The organism is Salinisphaera sp. G21_0 (genome assembly GCF_017744115.1).
Lineage (GTDB): Bacteria > Pseudomonadota > Gammaproteobacteria > Pseudomonadales > Endozoicomonadaceae > Endozoicomonas.
Genome location: NZ_JAGHQW010000025.1, coordinates 54,861 through 73,556, shown reverse-complemented (window position 1 = coordinate 73,556; position 18,696 = coordinate 54,861). Strand labels below are relative to the sequence as shown.

Genomic DNA, 18,696 nt, shown 5'->3' with positions numbered 1-18,696 from the left:
TTTTCCAGTCTGCCAAAAAAGCCTAGTTATCCCAGTTACCGATATCAGCATCGAGACCTTCGCCGCCCTCACGGCCATTCGCTCCGAAGGAATAAAGGTCGTACTTGCCATGATTACCGGGCTGTAAATACATGTAGGGGTTTCCCCACGGGTCCAATGGCACTTTTTTCAGGTACCCTTCAGGATTCCAGTTTCTGGGCTCTGGTGGAGACGATGGTTTTCTAATAAGTGCTTCAAGCCCCTGGTCCAGGGTGGGATAAAAACCATTATCAAGCCTGAAAAGCTCCAGCGCCTGAGAAATCGCTTCAATATCCGCACGGGCAACGGTGACCTTTGCCTGATCAGGCCGGGAAAGAATTTTGGGAACCACCATAGCTGCCAGAATTCCCAAAATGACCACCACCACCATAATTTCAATCAGTGTAAAGCCCTGTTCAGCTTGCACTGAATTAGCTGCATCAGGCCCTCTTCTTCTAAGCCGGTTTTTTATCATATTGGTTGACCTCGATTTTCTGTGAATAGGCCGTTCAGCATTTCATCCAGGACGGTTTAACGCTGTTTCACTCCCAGGTTGTCACCTCAATTCAACAGCTGGTTCATATTGAGTATCGGCAACAGGATAGCCAGAACAATCATCATGACCACTCCCCCCATCAGGACCAGCATCAAAGGTTCAAACAGTCCAAGCATGACGGTTATTCGCCCTTCCAGCTCCATCTGCTGATTCTGTGCAGTTCGTTCCAGCATCTGATCCAGCTCTCCGGTTGCCTCGCCACTGGCGATCATGTGGAGCATCAGGGGTGGAAAGTAGCCGGTTTCTGCCAGCGCCCTGTTAAGACTGGTTCCTTCACTGACTCGCCGGGCAACATCCTGAACGGCATGTTTGATGGCATCGTTATTAACCACCTGGGCAGCAATCATCAGGGCCTCTACCAGCGCAACCCCGCTGCGGGTTAACATGCTCAATGTACTGGCAAAACGGGCGGCATTGGCCGTTCGGACAAATCGCCCAACCAACGGCAACGTTAACTGAACCCGATGCCAGGAAAGTCGTATGGAGGCCTTTTTCAGTAAATGCCGGACAACCACAATAGCCGCAACAATTACACCAAAGATCAAAGGCCACCATGTCTGAAACCCCTCACTGGCATTGATCAATAGCTCTGTGATTAATGGCAGCTCCTGACCGGAATCCAGAAAGACCTTGATAACATCCGGCACCACAAATCCCAACAGAAAGCTGACAATGCCAATGGAAGCCAACATCAGTATGACCGGATAGACCAGCGCCTGCTGTACTTTCTGACCAGAACGCATTCTGGCCTCAGTGTAGTCGGCCAGACGATTGAGAACACGGTCGAGATAACCGGCATGCTCCCCTGCGGCAACCGTTGCCCGATACATCTGGGGGAAGACTTCCGGGAAGGCTTCCAGGCTTTTGGCCAGGGTATAGCCTTCAAGCACCCTGGAACGAACCGCCAGCAGCATATTTTTTATCCGTCGTTTTTCCTGCTGGGCTGCCACACCATTGAGTGCTTCCTCTATAGGCATTGCCGCCTGGATCAGCGTAGCCAGCTGCCGGGTTACCGTAGCCAGCTCAACGGCTGAAATGCCCCGGCGTAGAAAGAAGCTCCTTCCCTCCTCTCCCTGCTGTTTGCGATCGGCAAGTGTATTAACTGACAGTGGTGTCCACTGTTTATCCCGCAGCATCTGGCGAACCTGACGCCCACTGTCCGCTTCCAGGGTACCCTTATGCTGTTTGCCCTGATGGTCCAGGGCTATGTATTCAAACGCGGCCATTATCCTGAGCCTTTTCTTCAGCAGCCATAATCAGTCCTTCTGGGTAACCCGAAGTACCTCTTCAAGAGTTGTAACCCCTTCCAGCACTTTTCTGCTGCCATCTTCACGGATGCCGGGACTGGACTCACGAACACAGTCCGTAATCTCCTGCTCCCCTTTGAGCCCATGGATCATTCGCCGGACCTGTTCATTAATAACGACAACTTCATAAATTCCGGTACGGCCACGATAGCCACTGAAATTACAGCCCTTACACCCTGCAGCGTGATACAGCGTTACGCCATCAGAAGCATCAATGCCTAACTGCTGGCATTCGGCATCATCAGGGGTGTATGGCACTTTACAGTCACTGCATAGCACCCTGACCAGACGTTGGGCAATCACCCCAAGTAGACTGGACGACATCAGAAAAGGTTCAATGCCCATATCCTGAAGACGGGTCAGGGCACCAACCGCAGTATTGGTATGAAGCGTGGAAAGCACCAGGTGCCCGGTCAAACTGGCCTGTACCGCTATTTCAGCGGTTTCCCGGTCACGGATCTCTCCGACCATCACCACATCGGGGTCCTGTCTCAGAATAGCTCTCAATCCCCGGGCAAAGGTCATATCGACTTTTGTGTTTACCTGGGTCTGGCCAATTCCTTCCAGGTGATACTCAATGGGGTCTTCAACGGTGAGAATATTTCGGGTCTGGTCATTCAGAAGGGTAAGGCTGGCATATAGAGACGTTGTCTTGCCAGATCCGGTTGGCCCTGTCACCAGAATAATGCCATAAGGTTTTTTCAGCAGCCCCTCGATCAGTGAACGGTTCCGCTCCGTCATGCCAAGGTGCCTGAGTTCAAGACGGCCTGCTGCCTTGTCCAGCAGCCGGAGTACTACCCGCTCGCCATTACTGGAAGGCAGCGTGGAAACCCGGACATCCACTTCCTTGCCGGCCACCCTCAGCGAAATCCGGCCATCCTGGGGTACCCGTTTCTCGGCAATATCCAGCCGGGCCATCACCTTGATGCGGGAAACCAGTAAAGAGGCAATGGTTCTCTTCAGAGACAGTACTTCCCTTAACACACCATCCACCCGCAGCCGAACCACAAGTGCCGACTCAAAGGTTTCAATATGCACATCGGAAGCACCTTCCTTGATCGCCTCAGTGAGCAACGCATTAATTAAACGGATAACCGGGGCATCGTCACTTTGCTCAAGCAGGTCTTCCGTGATCGGAACGGCATCCGCCAGACTGGTCAGGTCCGGGTGATCACTGATGCCAGCCGCATCCTGCAATGCTTCTGAACTGTCATTGTGATAACAGTGAGCCAGCACCTCTGACAGTTTTTCGGCATCGACCCGCTCATAGGCAGGAAAAACGCCGGAAAAGCGACTGATCTCGGCAATCAGGTCAGCCGATGGTGTGTTGTGAAAATAGAGTGTGGCTATCCCATTATCATTCTCAATGAGCACAACGCCGTGCCTTTTGGCAAAACTAAAAGGCAGTCTTGGTAAAACGCTGGCTTCACTTTCAGCATCATCTTCGGTGTCATAGTCAGCGGTCAGAAGTGTAGCCAATATCATGAACTCCTTAAATCAAAAAGGAAGCACCCGGGAGGCGGTTAGGCCTTTCCTTTTTGAAAAAACTTATTTCTTTAAAAAACAAAACTCTTATGCTTTTATTTAGAGTAAAGAATAGCCTATTCGTTAACTTCAGAAGATATGACCATGAAACCAGTGGTTTTCACCACATTTCTGCAATGGGGGCATAAAAATAATCGGAACCTTATCATTCTGATTATTTTCATCATCATGATCCTTAGCCTCAGTTTTCAAGCATTTCACTTTTATCAAATCGTCAGCAGCGAACCCTTGAAAAATAGTGTTAATAATAAAACTATCGTTTTGAAAAACTCCTCAACCATCAAACATGAAGACTTTGAGCTGATTTTTGGTTTTAGTGACAATCAGGAAATAACTCAAAACAATAAAGAGATCCCCATAACAAAAATGAACCTGATTCTCAGAGGGGCGCTCTCAGGCATTGAAACCAAAAAGTACGCAAGTGCAATTATTCAAATAGCCAACCAGGACAAGTTATATGAAATTGGTGACGCTCTTCCCGGAGGTGCCATTCTGAATCAGGTTTATTCCGATCACATTGTCATTAAACGGGGTGACCAGCTTGAAAAACTATACTTTCCGGAAACAGCCAGAGATTCCAGAGCCTTTCAGGAATTCAGGCCTGTGGCGGAAGACATCCCCGAGTCAATGGAGCAGCGTCCGGGCAACCATGATTATCCGGATGACATGTCTCTTGAACAGCGAATGCAGGACCTCAGGGAGAAGCTGCAGGACGCCAGTCAGGAACTGTAATGACAACAATGACAAACTGCTGAGTTAATGGTCATATCATGAACACCAGAGCGCTACTCTTATTACCACGTTTACCACACTCTCATAACAGAAAGTTAATCAGAGCCATTCCTCTGGTGCTGATGATGGCTGTCACACCGCTGTTTGCCAGCAAGGTAAACACCGGCTTACAGCCTGCTGCCAATAACACCGTACCGACACCCGATGATAAGCTCTGGACACTGAATCAGCAGAATGCCGATATCCGTGAATTTATCACCCAGGTTGCCAAAATAACCGGAGAGACATTTGTTATCGATCCTCGGATTAAGGGTGGCAATACCGTTACCGTCATTTCCAGCAAGCCATTGAGCCGGGATGAGGTCTATGATGTTTTCCTGGAAGTCCTGTCCGCTAATGGTTATACCGTCATTCCCAAAGCCGATGGCCATATTATTAATGTTGTCCCCACAGCCACAGCAAAGACCAGCAGCCCCGGAGACACTCAGAAGCCCATTGATGGCGTGATGACCACCAGAGTTGTTGATCTGCACAGCGTATCCGCTGTCGAAGTCATCCCGATCATTCGCCCACTGATTGCCCAGTATGGACACGCTGCTGCATCTGCTTCCAGTAATGCGGTCATCATCAGTGACCTTGCCGATAATGTTGAGCGCATCACCAAACTGATACGGGAGTTGGATAATGCGGGCAATAACGACTATGAAGTCATCCAGCTGAAACATGCCTGGGTGGGAGATGTCTCAAAAATAATCTCTGATACCCTGGTCACCGGCAAGGGACAGCTACCCAGCGGGCTCCAGGTGATCGCCGATGAGCGAAGCAATCGTCTGGTGGTTAAGGGCAACGCCAGCAAACGGGCACGGGTCAGAAAACTGGCTGACACCCTTGATAAGGAAGGTATTCGAAAATCAACCACCAAAGTCATGTTCCTGAGTTTTGCCGATGCCAAAAACATTGCGGAAATTCTTTCGGAAGCCTCAGGCATTATTCAGGACAGCCAGGGAAAGAGAACCGCTGCAACGCCATCGTCACCGGTTACATCAGGCTCAGCCTCTCCTGGTAACTCATCAAATCAGTCCTCTTCCCAGGCCTCCACCAAGTCTGGTGCCAAAAGCAAGTCGGCAGCAACGACAGCGTTTGTAAAAGCGGATGAAACCCAGAATGCCCTGGTTATGATTGCCGATCCGGAAACCCTTCAGGAAATGGAGAAGATTGTCAGGCAGCTTGATGTTCCCAGGGCCCAGGTGTTGCTGGAGGCCGTTATTGTTGAAGTGTCTGGTGGGATTAATGATGCGTTGGGTGTTCAGTGGGGCATTGATGGCACAAAAACCATACGCGACTCTTCAGGAGAGTTAAGCAGTATTACCGGCAAGATATGGAACAATGCAAATATTACTTTGGGCTCTCTAGCTCTGAGGACTGATAACTTTGGGGTGCTCGTCGGCGCACTCAGCACGAAATCCAATAATAATATTCTGTCAACACCCAGCATGCTGACTCTGGACAATGAAGAAGCGGAGTTGGTTATTGGCAAAAACATACCCATAAAGACTGGCTCTTACCAAACTTCTTCCAGTGGAGGCGGCACTGGCCCTTTCACCACAACAGAACGCAGAGATGTCGGCCTTAAACTAAAAATTACACCACATATTAATGAAGGTAACAGCCTTAGACTTATGTTAGAGCAAGAAGTCTCCTCTCTTGATGTTGGAACAAGCAAAGATATTCTGGGAGAAGCCAGCGGTGACCTGCTGTTCAATACCCGCTCCCTGAAGACCGCGGTACTGGTGGACGATGGTCAGACCGTCGTTATTGGTGGACTGATTGAAGACATCAAATCCAAAACCAGGAAAAAAGTGCCACTGCTTGGAAGCATCCCGATTTTGGGCAACCTCTTCCGTTACAATCAGAGCGGCGATGAAAAAAAGAACCTGATGTTGTTTATCCGCCCCACCATCATGCGTAACTCGGAAACACTGGTAAAAGCGACCCGGGACCGATTCACCAAACTAAAGCTTATCGGTAATGGCAACACCAGAAAGGGTATTAACCTCCCGAACCGACCCGAGGAGTTATTTGATGCGGAAACCTATGACCTGAGAAACAAGGACTGACGGTACTGGCCTGTATTATGCCCAGACTAAAGCAGGTTTTAAGATACCCGATAAACGACATCGGGTGTTTTGTATATCAAGGCTCTCTTCTCCTCTAAAAAACAATTGAAAGCATAAAGCCCAAGCCAAAGATGATAAAAAAACGTCCCGTCAGAGGAGGCAAACGGACCATTTCAGCATCACTTGAATGGTTGGCAAGCAATTTGATAGGCGCAATGGCAAAAGGCAGCGCTATCAGTAGATAAAGAGGGTTATCCAGCTCTCCCAAATAGTACAACATAAAACTGACAGGAAACCCTGCCAGCAAAAGCACGACATAAAGGCATTTCGCTTGAACCAATCCCATACGAACGGTTAACGTACGGATATTGTGACTGATATCATCCAGGTAATCCCGGATCTCATTGGATAGCAACAGCGCAGAAGCCAGCAAGCTCACCGGAATCGACATCCAGACCACTTCATTATTCCAGTACCCCCCAACGGCATAAAAGGCACCACTGACCATCAGCACGCCAGTGAACAGAAATACTGCGGGCACTCCCCAGCCGCGATGTTTGTAGACAATGGGTTCACCGGTATAAAAATAGCCACCGACAACACCAAAGACACCAAGCAACAATAACGGCCAGCCAACATCGATCACCAATAATAGTCCCACCATGCAGGCAATCAGGGCGCATACACCCGCCAGTATAAAGTTTCGATGGATCTGATTAACCACCTGCCTTGCCAACTCGCCAGAACGTTTTTTCCACAACACCAGATCAGCATGATCATTGGCAAGATTGCTGGCTGTCTGAAGTAATAGGCCAGCCAACATGACCAGCAGTGCTCTGCGCCAGTCACCAACACCCTGCTGATAAGCCAATACCACGCCAAGGCCACAGGTGACGAGGGCGACAGAATAAGAGAAAGGGCGTAGAGCTCTGGCAAGTCGATATTTGTCCGGATTCAGATCAAGGGCATCCACTGGCAAGCTCCTGAGAAAAAAGCGGGAGAATAAGGAAATTTCACAGCAATGGCTATAAGAACACCACAAAAAGGCAACAGTGGAAATGGAAAGCAGCTCCCTTACTTCAGGCAGTGGCTAATAAGCCCTGCCACCACCTGAAAAAATCAGGCTGCCGCACATGCCTGAGGCGTTAACCCAAAGTAACGTTTAAATTCCCTGCTGAATTGCGTTGGGCTCTCATAGCCAACCTCCGCAGCTGCCTGCTTTACTCTGACCCCATGATCCTGCAACAACTCTCTGGCCCGACTCAGGCGCAGTTTCTTCAGGTACTGAATAGGCGACGATGACGTCATATGCCGGAAATTACGATGGAAGGTTGATGGGCTCATATTAGCCATAGAGGCCAGGCACCCAACATCAAGGGACTGATCATAATGCTCGTGCATATACTTCATTGCCCGCTCAAGACGGGCAATATGCGTATTGTGTCTGGCCAGGGCAAATAATGGCGCGGCCTGCTCCCCGTTAAGAACATGAAAAAGCAACTCTTGCACCAGCCCTTTTCCTAACGCTTCACTCTCCAGCGGCGAGTGAAGGCACTGAGCCAGCCTTAACACCGTTGCTGAGAAAGAATCCGTCACCGGGCTGACATATAGGCTGCTTCCTGCCTCTAACAGATCTTCCATGGTGTCTGTCGCCTGTTGATGATGGTCGAACAACCGCACCAGCGGATGCAACAGGCTGATATCGATATCCACCAGCATGGATAACAACGGTTTATCTTCTACAACGATGGTTTCGCATTCCGCAGGAATAGGCAAGGTCAGTACCAGATAGTTATCCGGATTATATTCATAAGTCTGCTGCTCCAGGTAAATCCGTTTTGCACTCTGGGCAACAATAAAAATGCCCTGGCTATAACACAGTGGCTCACGCTCTCTGGATTCGCTGGCTTTTAGAACGCCAACGCCGGGAATATGGGTTTTGTTATAGCCCTCTTCTTTGGCCAAAAGAGAGAGGGTCTGAACTAATGGCGTCATGAGTTATCTTCTGATCGGTAATTTACTTCGTCACAGCATAGCTTCACCCAATACATAAAAAAACCACCCCTGATCGTTTTAGGCATGACTTTGCCAGTTATGGTCATTCTATTCCTGCACAGAAACGATAATCTACGCTTGACCACTCATGAGGAAGAATCGCAATGATGAATTTTAATTATCAAAACCCAACCCACATTGTGTTTGGCCAGGACCGTCTGCAGGAACTGGATCAACTGGTACCGGCTAATGCCAAAGTACTGGTCCTATACGGCGGTGGCAGTGTCAAGAAATTTGGCACCCTGGAAAAAGTGCTGGCCGGCTTAGGTAACCGTGAGGTCCTTGAGTTCAGCGGTATCGAGCCAAACCCGAAATTCACTACCCTGATGAAAGCTGTTGAGATCGTCCGCGCTGAAAATATCGACTTCCTGCTGGCGGTTGGTGGCGGCTCTGTCATGGATGGCACCAAGTTTGTTGCTGCAGCTGCACCTTATGAAGGTGACGAGGTGGATCTGCTTAAGGCAGGTTTTGCCGGTGCGCCGATCACCACTGCCATTCCACTGGCTACGGTTGCGACCTTACCAGCCACGGGTTCCGAAATGAACATGGGTGCCGTTATTTCTCACGACATTGGTAAACTGCCGGTTATGAGTCCACTGCTCTACCCTCAGTTTTCCATTCTGGATCCATCACTGACCTTCACCCTGCCACCAGTTCAAATTGCTAATGGCATAGTTGATGCATTCGTTCATGTGCTTGAGCAGTATGCTACCTACCCTGTTGACGCCCAGATTCAGGATCGTATGGCGGAAGGTATTCTGAAAACGCTGATTGAAGTGGGCCCGGTAACACTGGCTGAGCCAGAAAACTACGATGCCCGAGCCAACCTGATGTGGAGCGCTACTTCGGCACTGAATGGCTATATTGGTGTCGGCGTTCCCCAGGACTGGGGCACTCATATGATTGGCCACGAGCTAACTGACCTGTTTGGTCTGGACCACGCCCAGAGTCTGGCGGTGGTTCTGCCGTCCCTGTGGAAGCTGCGCAAAGATAAGAAGCGGGCAAAATTGGTGCAGTATGCAGAACGCGTTTGGGATATCAGAGAAGGTAGCGACGATGAGAAGATTGATCTCGCTATTGAGAAAACCCGCGATTTCTTTGAATCACTGGGTGTGAAAACACGACTGTCACAGTATGGTGTTGAGCATAACCAGATTGAGAACGTGATCAAGGCTCTGGAGGCCCATGGCATGACGGCTCTGTCAGAGACCGGTGACCAGGATCTCAATACTTCCCGTGAAATCCTTGAAGATGCTTACGCAGCCTGAGCACTGATTCAGTATTTTCCATCACAAAAAGGCCGGAAATAAATCCGGCCTTTTTAGTGTTACCTGAACCGATTGTTTTACCAACCGGTCACTTCTTTCAGAGCTTCACCGATATCCGCCAGACTTCGAACCGTCTTGACACCTGCTGATTCAAGTGCCGCAAACTTCTCATCGGCAGTCCCCTTGCCACCAGCGATAATCGCACCGGCATGCCCCATACGCTTGCCAGGAGGCGCTGTTACACCGGCAATGTAAGAGACGACGGGTTTGGTGACATGTTCCTTGATATAAGCAGCCGCTTCTTCTTCGGCAGAACCACCGATTTCACCAATCATCACGATGGCTTCGGTCTTATCATCATTCTCGAACAGTTCCAGAATATCGATAAAGTTAGAACCGGGAATAGGGTCACCACCAATACCAACACAGGTAGACTGGCCAAAGCCATAATCGGTGGTCTGTTTGACCGCTTCATATGTCAATGTACCGGAACGGGAAACAATACCCACCTTGCCCGGCAGATGGATATGGCCGGGCATAATACCGATCTTACACTCACCCGGCGTGATAACACCCGGACAGTTTGGACCGATAAGACAAACCCCCAACTCATCACACTTAACTTTGCATTCCAGCATATCCAGCGTAGGAATACCTTCAGTGATGCAGACAATCAGCTTGATGCCAGCATAAGCAGCTTCAAGAATGGAGTCCTTACAGAAAGGAGCAGGAACGTAGATAACCGAAGCTTCAGCACCGGTCTGATCAACCGCTTCAGCCACCGTATTGAATACGGGCAGACCCAGGTGAGTCTGACCACCTTTACCCGGTGTTACACCACCCACCATCCGGGTACCGTAAGCAATGGCCTGTTCGGAGTGAAAAGTACCCTGGGAACCGGTGAACCCCTGGCAGATAACTTTGGTGTCTTTATTAATTAAAATGCTCATTACTGGTTCCCCGCTGCCTTAACTACCTGCTGGGCAGCCTCGGTCAAACTGTTGGCCGCGATGATATCAAGTCCACTATTGGCAAGGGTCTGCGCACCCAGATCAGCATTGTTGCCTTCCAGGCGAACCACCACAGGGACTTCAACCCCGACTTCTTTCACCGCACCGATAATACCTTCAGCAATCAGGTCACAGCGGACAATACCACCAAAGATATTGACCAGAACGGCTTTCACACTGTCATCGGAAAGAATGATCTTGAAGGCTTCGGTGACACGCTCTTTGGTTGCACCACCACCAACATCCAGGAAGTTGGCAGGCGCACCGCCATGCAGCTTGACAATATCCATGGTACCCATGGCAAGGCCTGCACCATTTACCATACAGCCAATGTTGCCATCCAGTGCGACGTAGTTCAGCTCCCACTCAGCAGCATGGGCTTCACGGGCATCTTCCTGGGAAGGGTCATGCATGGCTTTCAACTGTGGCTGACGGTACAGTGCGTTGCTGTCAATGTTGATTTTCGCATCCAGACAGTGCAGGTCACCCTCTTTAGTGATAACCAGCGGGTTGATCTCCAGCAGGGCAAGATCGCACTCCTGGAAGAGTTTCGCCAAACCGAGGAAAATCTGAGTAAACTGCTTGATCTGTTTTCCTTCCAGACCCAGTTTGAAGGCCAGTTCACGGGCCTGATAAGGTTGGGCACCGGTCAAGGGATCAATGGTCGCCTTAAGGATTTTTTCCGGCGTTTCTTCCGCCACCTTCTCAATTTCAACCCCACCTTCAGTGGAGGCCATAAACACGATGCGACGGGTTGCGCGATCAACAACAGCGCCAAGATAAAGCTCTTGATCAATATCAGTGCAGCTTTCAACCAGTATCTTGCTGACCGGCTGGCCATTTTCATCGGTCTGATAAGTGACCAGGTTTTTCCCTAACCACTGCTCGGCGAACGCGCGGATTTCGTCTTTGCTGGAGACCAATTTCACACCACCCGCCTTACCACGACCACCGGCGTGAACCTGGGCCTTAACCACCCACTGATTACCACCGATTTCATCGGCAGCAGCAGCGGCCTGCTCTGGCGTATCCGCAGCGACGCCCTGAGATACAGGCAGACCATATTTGGCAAAGAGTTGTTTGCCCTGATATTCATGAAGATTCATTCTGACGCGGCCCTCTTTTTTATTTGAGCGTTGTTTTTAAGTTTCTCGTCAAACCATATCCCTGGATATTGTCTATGAAGAAAGGAGCAAGTCGGCCCTGACCGCTCCCCTTAAGATACGTTTAACGACGTTTGCGATTGGCAATATGGATAGCGTGGCCATCAACCGCCAGAACCGCTTCGTGCAGCGCTTCACTCAGGGTTGGGTGTGAGAAAATGGTCAATGCAAGATCTTCACTGCTGGCAGCGAACTCCATGGCAATAACCCCCTGTTGCACCAGCTCAGCCGCACTTGGGCCCACAACATGAACGCCAAGAATACGGTCAGTTACTTTGTCAGCAATCACCTTGACCATGCCATGGGTATCATTGGCAGCCAGCGCACGACCACTGGCGGCAAACGGGAAGGTACCCACTTTGTACTCATCACCACTGGCCTTGACTTCTTCTTCCGTTTTACCGACCCAGGCCACTTCAGGGTGAGTATAAATAACCGAAGGAATCAGGTCATAGTTCATCTGTGCTTTCTGACCAGCAATGATTTCCGCCACCATAATGCCTTCTTCACTGCCTTTATGAGCGAGCATCGGGCCCCGAACCACATCCCCAACCGCATAAACGCCGGGAACGTCAGTTGCGCAGTTATCATCAACGAAAATGAAACCACGCTCATCCAGATTGACACCGGAGTCTGTAGCCAGCAGGTTTTCTGTATAGGGACGACGACCGACAGCAACAATCAATTTATCAAAGGTCAGCTTCTGCTCATCACCATTGGCATCCTGATAGGTAACCTCAACTTCGCTACCCTTGACTTCAGAGCCGGTCACCCGTGCACCCAGGCGAATATCCAGTCCCTGTTTCCTGAAAATTTTCTGGGTTTCTTTGGCGATTTGCTGATCAGCCAGGGCCAGGAATTTATCCTGGGCTTCAAGGACAACCACTTCGGCACCCAGCCGTCCCCAGACAGAGCCCAGTTCCAGACCAATAACACCGGCACCAATAACCCCGAGGCGCTTCGGAACTTCCTGAAACTCAAGCGCACCGGTGGAGTCAACAATAAGGCCTTCAGTGAGTGGTGTGGGTGGAATTTCAATGGGACGGGAGCCGGTGGCAATCACCACGTTTGCAGCATCAACCACTTCGACAGAACCGTCAGCCCTGGTTAATTCAACCTGCTTGCCAGACAGCACTTTACCGGCACCTTCAAGCAAGGTCACACCATTTGCCTTGAACAGGCCGGTCACACCGGTAGTCAGCTGGTTCACAATATTGTCCTTACGGGCAAGCATTGCAGGTACATCGATGTCTACGCCACTGTGCTTAATGCCATGTTTGGCAAAATCTTCCCTGGCTTCAATATATTTGTGGGAGCTATCCAGAAGTGCCTTGGAAGGGATACAGCCAACATTCAGGCAGGTACCGCCAAGCTTTGCCTTGCCCTTATCATCGGACCACTTCTCGATACAGGCAGTTTTCAGCCCCAGCTGGGCTGCGCGAATAGCGCAGACGTAACCGGCAGGGCCTGCGCCAATAACTACCACGTCGAACTGATTTGCCATAAGTTATTTCCAAAACGGTTTATAAAACAAGGTATACGGGTCAAGTCAATCAATGGGCAGCAAAACTTGATAGAAAAAATAAGGCTGCCCGATACAATCCGGAATCAAACATCCAGAAGCATTCTGGCCGGATCTTCCAGTAGTTCCTTGATGGTCACGAGAAAGGTGACTGCGTCCTTGCCATCCAGTAGTCGGTGATCATAGGACAGGGCAAGGTACATCATGGGTAAAATTTCAACCTTGCCGTTAACCGCCATAGGACGCTCCTGAATTTTATGCATTCCCAGAATTGCCGACTGTGGTGGATTCAGGATGGGCGTTGACAACAGTGAACCGAATACACCGCCATTGGAAATGGTGAACGTGCCACCGGTCATTTCATCAATGCCAAGCTTTCCATCCATTGCCTTTTTACCGAACTCACGGATTTTTGCCTCAATATCGGCAAGACTCATGTCTTCGGTGTTACGAAGCACTGGCACAACCAGCCCGCGATCACTGGAAACGGCAACACCAATATCCTGGTAACCATGGTAGACAATATCATTGCCATCAATAGAAGCATTGACCACCGGATGGCGGCGGAGCGCTTCAACACAGGCCTTGACAAAGAAAGACATGAAACCGAGTCGTACGCCATGACGTTTCTCAAAGACATCTTTGTACTGGGCACGAAGCTCCATAACCGGCTTCATATTGATCTCGTTGAAAGTAGTCAACATGGCTGCATTCTGCTGAGCCTGAACCAGACGCTCGGCAACTTTGGCACGTAGCCGGGTCATGGGCACCCGTTTCTCTACACGCTCACCGGAAAACACCGGTGCGGTTGCCTCGACCTGAGGTGCTGGTGCGGCAGCAGCGGGCACTGCCGGAGTGGCAGCTACAGCCGGAGCAGGTGATACCTGAGCACCACCTTCAACATGACGAACCACATCTTCCTTGGTGACACGACCACCTTTACCGGTACCGGTAATGGCTGCTGGATCAAGGCCTTTCTCATCAGCCATCCGGCGTGCTGCAGGATTGAGAATGGGCTCTTCCTTAATGGCTTCCGGTGAAGCTGCCGGAGTAGCTGAAGCTTCAGCAGCCGCCGGGGCAGTGCCAGCAGAAACACCCTCCTGAAAGATTCCAACCACTTCACTGCTGAGAACAACTTCACCTTCAGGCTTGATAATTTCACTCAAAACACCATCTGCCGGTGCAACAACTTCAAGAACCACTTTATCGGTTTCGATATCAACCAGCAGTTCATCCCGATGGCATTGCTCACCGGGCTGCTTGTGCCAGGTTGCTACAGTGCCATCAGCAACGGATTCAGGAAAGGTAGGTGCTTTAATTTCTGTGGCCATTATTGATCCTTTGCGTCTTCGCCCCTTTGAGCGTTATCCACAGAAACTGTGTAAAACGCTCTGGCCAGATCGATAAGAAATACCTGCTGGCCGTTTAACCAATATCACTGCTCAGCTTGAGCAGTAAATTATCATTATTCAAATGCTGAAAGCATCATTTACCAACTTCTGCTGCTCCTGAGCATGTGTAGACATATAGCCACATGCCGGAGCGGCTGATGCTTCGCGCCCTGCGTACTTGAGACTCATTGTTTTATTCGGATGAACGGCAACTGAGCGACGCATATGATGCTGACTACAATACCACGCACCCTGGTTCATTGGCTCTTCCTGACACCAGACCACATCTTTCAGGTTTGGATAGCTGGTAATCAGCTCATCCAGGTCGTCCTGAGGGAATGGGTAGAGCTGTTCGATACGGATAATCACCGTATCAGTCAGCCCTTCCGTTCTTTTCTTTTCCAACAGGTCATAGTAGACCTTGCCTGAGCACATAATCATCCGGGTGATTGCTGATGGTTCATGGCCGTCAACCTCAGGGATAATCGTCTGGAAACTACCCTCTGCCAGCTCTTCCAGAGAGGAGGTGGCCTGTTTGTGACGGAGCAAACTCTTGGGGGTAAATGCCACCAACGGCTTGCGCAACGGACGCAGCATCTGCCGTCTCAACATGTGGAACACCTGGGCTGGCGTTGTCGGAACGCAGACCTGAATATTGTGTTCCGCACACAACTGTAAAAATCGCTCAAGCCTGGCCGATGAGTGCTCCGGTCCCTGGCCCTCATAACCATGGGGCAGCAACATGGTGAGGCCTGACAGACGCCCCCACTTGTGCTCGCCACTGGAAATAAACTGATCAATAACCACCTGGGCACCGTTGGCAAAATCACCAAACTGAGCTTCCCAGATAACCAGTGCATTGGGCGTCGTTGCTGCGTAGCCGTACTCAAAAGCAAGAACCGCTTCCTCGGACAGAAATGAATCCCAGATCTGGAATCGTGGCTGCTCCGGGGAAAGTTTGGTCAGGTTCACCAAAGTCGAGCCATCTTTCTGATTATGAAATACCGCATGGCGGTGAGAAAATGTTCCCCGTCCGACATCCTGCCCGGTAATTCGAACTTCACTGCCTTCCATTAGCAGTGACGCATAGGCCAGCAGTTCAGCACACCCCCAGTTAATCGGCAGGGCACCTGCTGCCATCTTGCGGCGATCCTCAACGATCTTGCTGACCTGACGCTGCAGCAAAAAGCCTTCGGGAATTTCACACAGTTTCTGGCCTAATGATTGCAGTGTTCCCACGGCGACACGGGTATCATGGCGAGCAGTCCATTCGTGACCAAGATAGGGTGTCCAGTCCACAAAGAGCTCTTTATTAGGCTCTTTTACCAGGGCCTTGACCACATGCTCACCATTGTCGAGGGCGTTACGGAAACTCTCTACCAGCTCTTTATCAGCCGCCTCACTGATCACACCTTCGCCCAGCAAAACCTTGGCATAAAGATCCCGGGTAGTCATATGGGATTTAATCTTGCTGTACATCATCGGCTGAGTGGCGGATGGCTCATCCGCCTCATTGTGCCCGCGACGACGGTAGCAGACGAGGTCTACAACAATGTCTTTATGGAACTCCATCCGGTAATCAAGGGCCAGTTTAGTGGCAAACTGAACCGCTTCAGGGTCATCACCGTTAACATGAAGGATCGGTGCCCCGACAATCTTGGCAACATCGGTGCAGTATTCCGTCGAACGGGCATCTTCGCGAAAACTGGTGGTAAAGCCAACCTGGTTGTTAATGATGATATGTATGGTGCCACCGGTTTTATAGGCACGGGTCTGGGACATCTGCAGGGTTTCCATCACAACCCCCTGCCCCGCAAAAGCGGCATCACCGTGAATGGCAATAGGGACCACCTTGTTGCCCACTGAATCCTTTCGGCGGTCCTGACGGGCTCGGACCGACCCCTCAACCACCGGGGTAACAATTTCCAGATGGGATGGGTTAAACATCAGGGCAAGATGCACCTCGCCACCCGGCGTCATCACATTGGAAGAGAAGCCCTGATGGTATTTCACATCACCGGAGCCTCGTTCAACCAGCTTCTTGCCTTCAAATTCGTCAAACAGATCACCGGGCTTCTTACCCAGAATATTGACCAGCACGTTCAAGCGGCCACGGTGAGCCATGCCGATCACCAGCTCTTTCGAACCATAGGAGCCGGAGCGCTGAATAATCTCATCCAGCATGGGGATCAGAGACTCACCACCTTCCAGACCAAACCGTTTGGTGCCGGGAAACTTGGTCCCCAGGTATTTTTCCAGACCTTCCGCTGCGGTCAATCGTTCCAGCAAGTGCAGCTTGGCTTCAACTCCTACTTCCGGGCGGCTGCGAACACTTTCCATACGACTCTGAAACCAGCGACGTTCTTCTGTCTGGGGAATGTGCATATACTCAACACCAATTGACTGGCAATAGGTGGCTTTTAAGGCATCGTATATTTCCCGCAGAGAGGCGTGTTCCTTGCCAATAAACAGCGTTGAAGTCTGAAACTCGATATCCAGATCCGCTTCACTGAGACCGTGGTATGCAAGGGATAAATCAGGAAACTCTTCCCGTTTCATCACACCAAGAGGATCGATAACAGCCTGCTGATGACCACGAATCCGGAAAGCGCTGATCAAACGCAAAACCTGAACCTGCTTGCGTTCATGATCACTGGAAACCGAGGAAGTCTGAATCGGGCGGGTAGTCTGACGCTGACGCGCCATAAGAATGAAATTTTCCTGGATGGTAGAATGTGGAACGTCAGCTCCGCTACCACTAACCGGGGGCAACTTTTCAAAATAGTCACGCCACTGTACTTCTACGCTGTTGGGATCGCGCAGATAGCGTTCGTACATATCCTCGACGTATGCAGCATTTCCCCCTGCAATGTGGGAAGAACTCCACATCCGCTGCATTACACCTTCTTGCATGATCTTTACCCCGTGAGTCTGGGGCTTATCCCGGGAAATCTGCTTTTACAACCCTGAATGGCTGAAAAACAAAGGTCACTGATGATGTCGATAGCCAGTCAGTGAACAATCCCCCTCAGATAGGGTCGGATGTTTTCCGACCGCCCCTGCTGGTTCAAGCTATTGCGGCCCCATAATTCCAGATGGCAGCAGCACAATTTATTAAGTCTAAAAATATATTTAATTACAGGCTTTGTATTGTCAGAGGTCGCCTGCACTCTCCTGACAGAGCATAGCTGACTTTTCAGCTCTATGGATCTTGAGTACCCCGAAAAAAGACTTCACAGGGGCACTTTTTTATCACCAAACAGCAACGACAGGTTGGAATGACCCACAGCTATACTATGTTGCACTCTTAAACAACATCTGCCTGATATGACCAATAGCCCGTGTCGGGTTTAAGCCTTTAGGGCAGACATTGACACAATTCATGATCCCCCGGCAACGGAAAACACTGAACGGGTCATCAAGATCTGCCAGACGCTCCTCTGTCGCTGTATCCCTGCTATCGGCAAGGAAACGATAAGCTTGCAGCAGGCCGGAGGGGCCAACAAATTTATCAGGGTTCCACCAGAAGGAAGGGCAGGCTGTTGAGCAACAGGCGCAAAGAATACACTCATAAAGACCGTCCAGTTTCTCCCTGTCTTCCGGGGACTGGAGCCGTTCAATGGCTGGCGCTGGCGTATCGTTAATCAGGTATGGCTTGATCTTTTCGTACTGTTTGTAGAACAGACTCATATCAACGACCAGGTCCCTGATTACTGGCAACCCGGGCAGCGGACGAATCACCAGTTTATTTCCCCTGACAGCTTCTGACAAAGGGGTAATGCAGGCCAAACCATTGGTACCGCCAATACTCAAGCCATCGGAGCCACAAACACCCTCTCGGCAGGAACGTCGGTAAACCAGCGTTGGATCCTGCTCTTTAATCAGATTCAGAACGTCCAGAACCATCAGGTCCCGGCCTTCCGGGATATCGACATCAAAGTCCATCATATAGGGCTTTTTGTCGGCTTCCGGGTTATAGCGATAGATACTTACCTTCATAAGCCTCTCTCCC

At 50.4% G+C, this 18,696-nt stretch carries 14 protein-coding genes; 3 read left to right on the top strand and 11 right to left on the bottom strand.

From position 1 onward, the window contains the following. Positions 1-22 precede the first annotated feature (22 nt). The 3 genes from gspG to gspE form a co-directional block, all read right to left on the bottom strand. Entirely contained in the window at positions 23-493 is a 471-nt protein-coding gene (gene gspG / locus J7439_RS13270) for a type II secretion system major pseudopilin GspG (protein ID WP_209202303.1), read from the bottom strand. 86 nt (positions 494-579) lie between these two features. Beyond that, positions 580-1,800: a type II secretion system inner membrane protein GspF gene (gene gspF / locus J7439_RS13265; protein WP_209202300.1), complete on the bottom strand. Its 1,221-nt coding sequence runs from the start codon at positions 1,798-1,800 to the stop codon at positions 580-582. A 30-nt stretch (positions 1,801-1,830) separates the two neighbouring features. Then, positions 1,831-3,366 carry a type II secretion system ATPase GspE gene (gspE, locus tag J7439_RS13260; RefSeq protein ID WP_209202298.1) on the bottom strand — a complete coding sequence of 512 codons (1,536 nt, stop codon included), beginning with the start codon at positions 3,364-3,366 and terminating at the stop codon, positions 1,831-1,833. Between the two features lie 144 nt (positions 3,367-3,510). Between gspE and J7439_RS13255 the strand changes: the two genes are divergently transcribed. Next, on the top strand, positions 3,511-4,158 hold the full coding sequence (locus J7439_RS13255) for a type II secretion system protein N (RefSeq protein WP_209202296.1): 648 nt from the start codon (positions 3,511-3,513) through the stop codon (positions 4,156-4,158). Positions 4,159-4,196: 38 nt separating this feature from the next. Then, a complete protein-coding gene (gene gspD / locus J7439_RS13250) occupies positions 4,197-6,275 on the top strand; it encodes a type II secretion system secretin GspD (RefSeq protein WP_209202294.1) in 2,079 nt (692 codons plus the stop codon). A gap of 94 nt (positions 6,276-6,369) precedes the next feature. On the opposite strand, the gene J7439_RS13245 is transcribed toward gspD, so the two are convergent. Both J7439_RS13245 and J7439_RS13240 read right to left on the bottom strand, forming a co-directional pair. After that, the gene (locus J7439_RS13245; protein WP_209202292.1) at positions 6,370-7,248 is read right to left on the bottom strand and encodes a prenyltransferase; all 879 of its coding nucleotides are present in this window, start codon (positions 7,246-7,248) and stop codon (positions 6,370-6,372) included. A 146-nt stretch (positions 7,249-7,394) separates the two neighbouring features. Further along, positions 7,395-8,270 (bottom strand): AraC family transcriptional regulator, encoded by an 876-nt coding sequence (locus J7439_RS13240; protein WP_209202290.1) that lies wholly within the window; start codon positions 8,268-8,270, stop codon positions 7,395-7,397. Between the two features lie 164 nt (positions 8,271-8,434). On the opposite strand from J7439_RS13240, the gene J7439_RS13235 reads away from it, so the two are divergent. Further along, the gene (locus tag J7439_RS13235; protein ID WP_209202288.1) at positions 8,435-9,598 is read left to right on the top strand and encodes an iron-containing alcohol dehydrogenase; all 1,164 of its coding nucleotides are present in this window, start codon (positions 8,435-8,437) and stop codon (positions 9,596-9,598) included. Positions 9,599-9,675: 77 nt separating this feature from the next. On the opposite strand, the gene sucD is transcribed toward J7439_RS13235, so the two are convergent. The 6 genes from sucD to J7439_RS13205 all read right to left on the bottom strand — a co-directional run bounded on the left by sucD (position 9,676) and on the right by J7439_RS13205 (position 18,683). Then, entirely contained in the window at positions 9,676-10,548 is an 873-nt protein-coding gene (gene sucD / locus J7439_RS13230; RefSeq protein WP_209202286.1) for a succinate--CoA ligase subunit alpha, read from the bottom strand. Next, positions 10,548-11,714, bottom strand: a complete 1,167-nt coding sequence (sucC, locus tag J7439_RS13225) for an ADP-forming succinate--CoA ligase subunit beta (protein ID WP_163370820.1) — start codon at positions 11,712-11,714, stop codon at positions 10,548-10,550. The genes sucD and sucC overlap by 1 nt, the downstream gene beginning before the upstream one ends. 121 nt (positions 11,715-11,835) lie before the next feature. Then, positions 11,836-13,275, bottom strand: coding sequence for a dihydrolipoyl dehydrogenase (gene lpdA / locus J7439_RS13220; protein ID WP_209202284.1), 1,440 nt, complete (start codon positions 13,273-13,275; stop codon positions 11,836-11,838). Between the two features lie 104 nt (positions 13,276-13,379). Next, complete coding sequence (gene odhB / locus J7439_RS13215) at positions 13,380-14,624, bottom strand: 2-oxoglutarate dehydrogenase complex dihydrolipoyllysine-residue succinyltransferase (RefSeq protein WP_209202282.1); 1,245 nt, start codon at positions 14,622-14,624, stop codon at positions 13,380-13,382. Positions 14,625-14,762: 138 nt separating this feature from the next. After that, positions 14,763-17,597, bottom strand: a complete 2,835-nt coding sequence (locus tag J7439_RS13210) for a 2-oxoglutarate dehydrogenase E1 component (protein ID WP_209202280.1) — start codon at positions 17,595-17,597, stop codon at positions 14,763-14,765. A gap of 381 nt (positions 17,598-17,978) precedes the next feature. Next, a complete protein-coding gene (locus J7439_RS13205) occupies positions 17,979-18,683 on the bottom strand; it encodes a succinate dehydrogenase iron-sulfur subunit (protein WP_101746869.1) in 705 nt (234 codons plus the stop codon). Positions 18,684-18,696 lie beyond the last annotated feature (13 nt).

Coding starts and splice junctions, on each gene's coding strand:
- gspG (WP_209202303.1), bottom strand. CDS start 493: ATGATAAAAAACCGGCTTAGAAGAAGAGGGCCTGATGCAGCTAATTCA.
- gspF (WP_209202300.1), bottom strand. CDS start 1,800: ATGGCCGCGTTTGAATACATAGCCCTGGACCATCAGGGCAAACAGCAT.
- gspE (WP_209202298.1), bottom strand. CDS start 3,366: ATGATATTGGCTACACTTCTGACCGCTGACTATGACACCGAAGATGAT.
- J7439_RS13255 (WP_209202296.1), top strand. CDS start 3,511: ATGAAACCAGTGGTTTTCACCACATTTCTGCAATGGGGGCATAAAAAT.
- gspD (WP_209202294.1), top strand. CDS start 4,197: ATGAACACCAGAGCGCTACTCTTATTACCACGTTTACCACACTCTCAT.
- J7439_RS13240 (WP_209202290.1), bottom strand. CDS start 8,270: ATGACGCCATTAGTTCAGACCCTCTCTCTTTTGGCCAAAGAAGAGGGC.
- J7439_RS13235 (WP_209202288.1), top strand. CDS start 8,435: ATGATGAATTTTAATTATCAAAACCCAACCCACATTGTGTTTGGCCAG.
- sucD (WP_209202286.1), bottom strand. CDS start 10,548: ATGAGCATTTTAATTAATAAAGACACCAAAGTTATCTGCCAGGGGTTC.
- sucC (WP_163370820.1), bottom strand. CDS start 11,714: ATGAATCTTCATGAATATCAGGGCAAACAACTCTTTGCCAAATATGGT.
- lpdA (WP_209202284.1), bottom strand. CDS start 13,275: ATGGCAAATCAGTTCGACGTGGTAGTTATTGGCGCAGGCCCTGCCGGT.
- odhB (WP_209202282.1), bottom strand. CDS start 14,624: ATGGCCACAGAAATTAAAGCACCTACCTTTCCTGAATCCGTTGCTGAT.
- J7439_RS13210 (WP_209202280.1), bottom strand. CDS start 17,597: ATGCAAGAAGGTGTAATGCAGCGGATGTGGAGTTCTTCCCACATTGCA.
- J7439_RS13205 (WP_101746869.1), bottom strand. CDS start 18,683: ATGAAGGTAAGTATCTATCGCTATAACCCGGAAGCCGACAAAAAGCCC.